This is a genomic window from Winogradskyella sp., assembly GCF_965656915.1.
GTDB lineage: Bacteria > Bacteroidota > Bacteroidia > Flavobacteriales > Flavobacteriaceae > Winogradskyella.
Genome location: NZ_CBFHMI010000095.1, coordinates 1 through 3,843 on the forward strand (window position 1 = coordinate 1; position 3,843 = coordinate 3,843).

At 32.9% G+C, this 3,843-nt stretch carries 7 protein-coding genes and 1 tRNA gene; 4 read left to right on the top strand and 4 right to left on the bottom strand.

From position 1 onward, the window contains the following. Positions 1-287: glutamate--tRNA ligase family protein (locus tag ACTG3Y_RS13190; RefSeq protein WP_439153387.1), on the bottom strand; the 287-nt coding region annotated here is incomplete at its 3' end. Between the two features lie 145 nt (positions 288-432). Here ACTG3Y_RS13190 and ACTG3Y_RS13195 point away from each other — a divergent pair. The 4 genes from ACTG3Y_RS13195 to ACTG3Y_RS13210 all read left to right on the top strand — a co-directional run bounded on the left by ACTG3Y_RS13195 (position 433) and on the right by ACTG3Y_RS13210 (position 1,753). Beyond that, positions 433-633, top strand: a complete 201-nt coding sequence (locus ACTG3Y_RS13195) for a zinc ribbon domain-containing protein (protein ID WP_439153388.1) — start codon at positions 433-435, stop codon at positions 631-633. A gap of 45 nt (positions 634-678) precedes the next feature. Beyond that, entirely contained in the window at positions 679-1,041 is a 363-nt protein-coding gene (folB, locus tag ACTG3Y_RS13200; protein WP_439153389.1) for a dihydroneopterin aldolase, read from the top strand. Positions 1,042-1,091: 50 nt separating this feature from the next. Next, positions 1,092-1,162: transfer RNA gene (locus ACTG3Y_RS13205), tRNA-Cys, on the top strand. 60 nt (positions 1,163-1,222) lie between these two features. Beyond that, entirely contained in the window at positions 1,223-1,753 is a 531-nt protein-coding gene (locus tag ACTG3Y_RS13210) for a hypothetical protein (RefSeq protein ID WP_439153390.1), read from the top strand. Between the two features lie 117 nt (positions 1,754-1,870). Here ACTG3Y_RS13210 and ACTG3Y_RS13215 read toward each other — a convergent pair whose 3' ends face one another. The 3 genes from ACTG3Y_RS13215 to ACTG3Y_RS13225 form a co-directional block, all read right to left on the bottom strand. Then, the gene (locus ACTG3Y_RS13215; RefSeq protein ID WP_439153391.1) at positions 1,871-2,464 is read right to left on the bottom strand and encodes a hypothetical protein; all 594 of its coding nucleotides are present in this window, start codon (positions 2,462-2,464) and stop codon (positions 1,871-1,873) included. Between the two features lie 55 nt (positions 2,465-2,519). Further along, positions 2,520-3,206, bottom strand: coding sequence for a LysE family translocator (locus ACTG3Y_RS13220; protein WP_439153392.1), 687 nt, complete (start codon positions 3,204-3,206; stop codon positions 2,520-2,522). Positions 3,207-3,251: 45 nt separating this feature from the next. After that, positions 3,252-3,843, bottom strand: a 592-nt coding sequence (locus tag ACTG3Y_RS13225; protein WP_439153393.1) for a head GIN domain-containing protein, incomplete at its 5' end; no start/stop codon positions are given.

Below are 3,843 nucleotides of genomic sequence, written 5' to 3' on the forward strand. Positions count from 1 at the left end.
TCATTTTTCCAACTATAACCAAGCCAGGCAATATCACGCTTTATAGCATCAACATATTCTTGTTCTTCTTTAGCAGGATTAGTATCATCGAATCTTAAGTTTACAGGCGCATCATACTTTTCACCTAATCCAAAACTAATACCAATAGCCTTGGTGTGGCCAATATGTAAATAGCCATTAGGCTCTGGTGGAAAACGAAACCTAAGCTTTTCTTTAGGTAATCCGTTAGCTAAATCTTCTTCTATAATGTGCTCAATGAAATTGAGTGATTTTGATTCTTCTGACATTTTTTAAGTATTAGGTATTAGCCTTTTGTTGTGAGTTTAAAATACTATTATTCTGAAACACCAATACAGTATACAAAGCTAAACAAATTGTAACATTTATCTACTATTATACACCTATACTGTGAACCAAAAAAAAGAATAGAAAATGAATTATAAATGTCCAAAATGCAATAATACAACCTGTGAGATTGGAGAAATGAGAGCTACTGGAGGAGCCTTGTCGAAAATTTTTGATGTACAAAACAAAAAATTTACTTCTGTAACCTGCGAAAAGTGTACCTATACCGAGTTTTACAAAACTAAAACTAGTGCTATTAGTAATGTTTTTGACTTTTTTACGAATTAGAGACTATAGGCTTCGCAAGACTGACAGAACACTTATCTTTGTAAAATGGGAATAATAAAAGTTGAAAATATTAGGGTTTTTGCTCATCATGGTTGTTTAAAAGAAGAAACGTTAATTGGTAGCGATTATAGAGTAGACCTTCAGGTAAAGGCTAATTTAAAGTCTTCTGCCATATCCGATAAATTAGAGGATACTGTGGATTATGTGTTTTTAAATAAAGTGGTGAGAGAAGAAATGGCTCAGCCCTCTAAACTGCTTGAAACGGTTGCCAAGCGCATATTAAATAGAATTTTTAAAGAAGATAAACTAGTAAACAAAGCAACTGTATCTGTGAGCAAAGTTAATCCACCTATTGGTGGTGATGTAGAACTCGTAACCATAAAAATGACCGAAAAACGAAAAAAGTAAGCCAATATAGTGTAGAACCTATATTTTTTTTACATTTGCCCACACAAAAAGGTGTCGTGGCCGAGTGGCTAGGCAGTGGTCTGCAACACCATCTACAGCGGTTCGAATCCGCTCGACACCTCTAAAAGAGATGCTGAAAAAGTGTCTCTTTTTTTATGAACTAATAAAAGAAACTCTAAAAATGAAAAAAATTAAATTGTTGTTATTTGCTTTAGTTACTGGTGGCTTTACTATTTTATCTTGCTCTAGTAGTGATGATTCTGATAATTCATCTTGTGGCAGTTACATAGATCAGCCTGTTCAAGGTAGTTTTAGAGGTGAGCCTTTTGTATCCCCAGAAGCTTACTATACAGGAATTACTATCGGTGAAACAACCATGTATAGCGGAAAGATTTTTGTAAAATCAAGCACCAATGGTGATTGCTTATTTCCAACATTTGATAATGGTGATAATAAAATCTTGTTTCCATTGCCTTCACTAGAAGTTCAAACTATAACGTTAGAAGAATTTGGCGAAAACACACTTAATTTTAATAGTATAATTATAGGTGAAGATGGGCCCTTTACTGATGTAGAACTTGCTGAATGCGGAACCATCGAAATTACTAACTATGATGCTGATAATGGTATTTTACAAGGAACCATTGTTGCTGAAGGGCAGTATGGAAGTACCGTAAATGGCAACTTTACATTACTTTTATGTGATGATTAACACTTTATCCTAAGTCATTAAAAAACCTCTTAGTGAATCATTAAGAGGTTTTGTCATTTAACTATAAACTCTCCAGATATACAATAAGTTGACGCACTGTTTCTGAATCTTTAAAATCTATCTTATGCGTTTTTTATAGGTCTTAATATTCTTTTTCTGCTCTTTGTAGAATTTTTTTAGCTGACCCATGGTTTCTATTTTTTTGAGGGCGTCGTCTTTCTTTATCCAATATTCCTTTATTGGGTTAACCTTATACTTACTTGGAAGTTCTGTGTCATAAAAAATATCGTTATTACCCACTAAAGTTCTTGATTGACCAGATGTAACTTGAGACTCGCCTCCATAGCCACTACTCTCAGATGCTGACATTAGATTACACTTGTGCTCTACGTATAATTCTATGTCAGACTTTATTAGTAATTCGAAAAATGTGTTGTCTTTTCTAAAAAACCGTCTGTTTGCTACATAAACCGTATCAATACTATTTATGTTGTTTTCAGAGATGGCTGCAATTTTTTCATCTCTTAATACTGCGAAATTCTTTGATAATGAATTGTAATTTAAAAATTCGGCTTGTCTTGTGCCGTCTTTCATTAGTATTGTTCCTTCATAAAAATCATCTAAAACATAGTGGGCGGTTCTAGAGTTGTTTTGCGCAAAACTAAACAGACTAAATAAACTTAAAATTATTAATTGGTAAAAGAGCTTCATCCTTATATGGTTTTATTGTTCTTCAAATATCGCCAATATTTATGCCGTTTTTAATTTATGTGTTTATTGGATTAACTTTCTCTATTTGTTCCTTGCTTTTTTCATATAAACCAGGAAATAAGCCTTGTGTTAGTAGTACAATTCCAAAGCCCAATATAACTAAAGCTACAATCTTCTTGGTCTTAAAAATTCGTCGCGGTGTTAGTTTACTTTTTAGGCGTTTTGCCGCTGCTATTTTAATGAGATCCATAACAAAGTAAGTGATCAACATAGTGGTTATAAAAACAATAACACCACTTTCTGACGATGTTAATGATGTTCCTATGACAATAAAACCTAACCAACCAAGTAATACACCAATATTAATGAAATTGAGTAAAAATCCTTTTATAAATAATTTTCCGTAATCCTTTTTAGGCAGTTCTATTCTATGATGTTCTCTTACAATAGACCGGAATGATTTTGATGTTTTTATAAATGATATTGTACCATAAGCCACTAAAAGTACCCCTCCAAAGATTAAGAAATTAGGATCGTCTTTTATCTTTTCAGCAAGCTTATTAGTACTAAAGAATGCCACTGCAATAAATACAATATCAGCAAAAATAACACCTAAATCAAAAATAATAGCGCTAGTAAATCCTTTGGTGGCACTGGTTTCTAGAAGTACAAAAAAAACAGGACCAATTGTAAATGCTAAAATAATACCAAACGGAATGGCTGTTAAGATGTCATCAAACATGTAAATCTTGCGGTTTACACAAATGTAACAAATCTCATAGAGAAATTACATACGCTTTATTCTGCCACCAAGAACACGGTTCTGATCTACTTGATTAGGATCTCCGTAGATAAAAACATCGCCACCTGCTTTTATTCTCACATCTACATATTCTGTAGCGTGCACATAGGCTTCACCTCCAGCGTTAATACTTACTTCAGTTTGCTCTGTAATAAAAGTTTCACCATTAAAAATACCACCTGTATAAATAGAAATATCCTGGTTTTTAGATAATCCTGAAGCATTAATGATTCCACCTGTTACGGCTCTCATATTAGCATAGGACGTTTTAAGTTCTGCTGTGATCTCAGCACCTTCTTGAGTTTTTAAATCTATTTCATACTGTTCTATAACATTCTTAACCTCAACTTTAGCACCTTCATTGGCGTCAATAACATCAACAGAAGTATAATGAAGAACAACTACTGTATCGTTTCCGTCGTAACTTTCTTCTAGCTTCATTCTAATTTTAAGCTTGCCATTCTTGTTAAGAATCTCGACATCTTTTTTGTTCTTACCAGAAATTACCACCTTATTTTCGTCCGATATTATCATTTTTAAATTGATTAAATCATAGACTTTTACAGTAGAAAATTCA

Bases quoted from the DNA above. Each gene is read 5' to 3' on its own strand.
- ACTG3Y_RS13195 (WP_439153388.1), top strand. From the start codon at position 433: ATGAATTATAAATGTCCAAAATGCAATAATACAACCTGTGAGATTGGA.
- folB (WP_439153389.1), top strand. From the start codon at position 679: ATGGGAATAATAAAAGTTGAAAATATTAGGGTTTTTGCTCATCATGGT.
- ACTG3Y_RS13210 (WP_439153390.1), top strand. From the start codon at position 1,223: ATGAAAAAAATTAAATTGTTGTTATTTGCTTTAGTTACTGGTGGCTTT.
- ACTG3Y_RS13215 (WP_439153391.1), bottom strand. From the start codon at position 2,464: ATGAAGCTCTTTTACCAATTAATAATTTTAAGTTTATTTAGTCTGTTT.
- ACTG3Y_RS13220 (WP_439153392.1), bottom strand. From the start codon at position 3,206: ATGTTTGATGACATCTTAACAGCCATTCCGTTTGGTATTATTTTAGCA.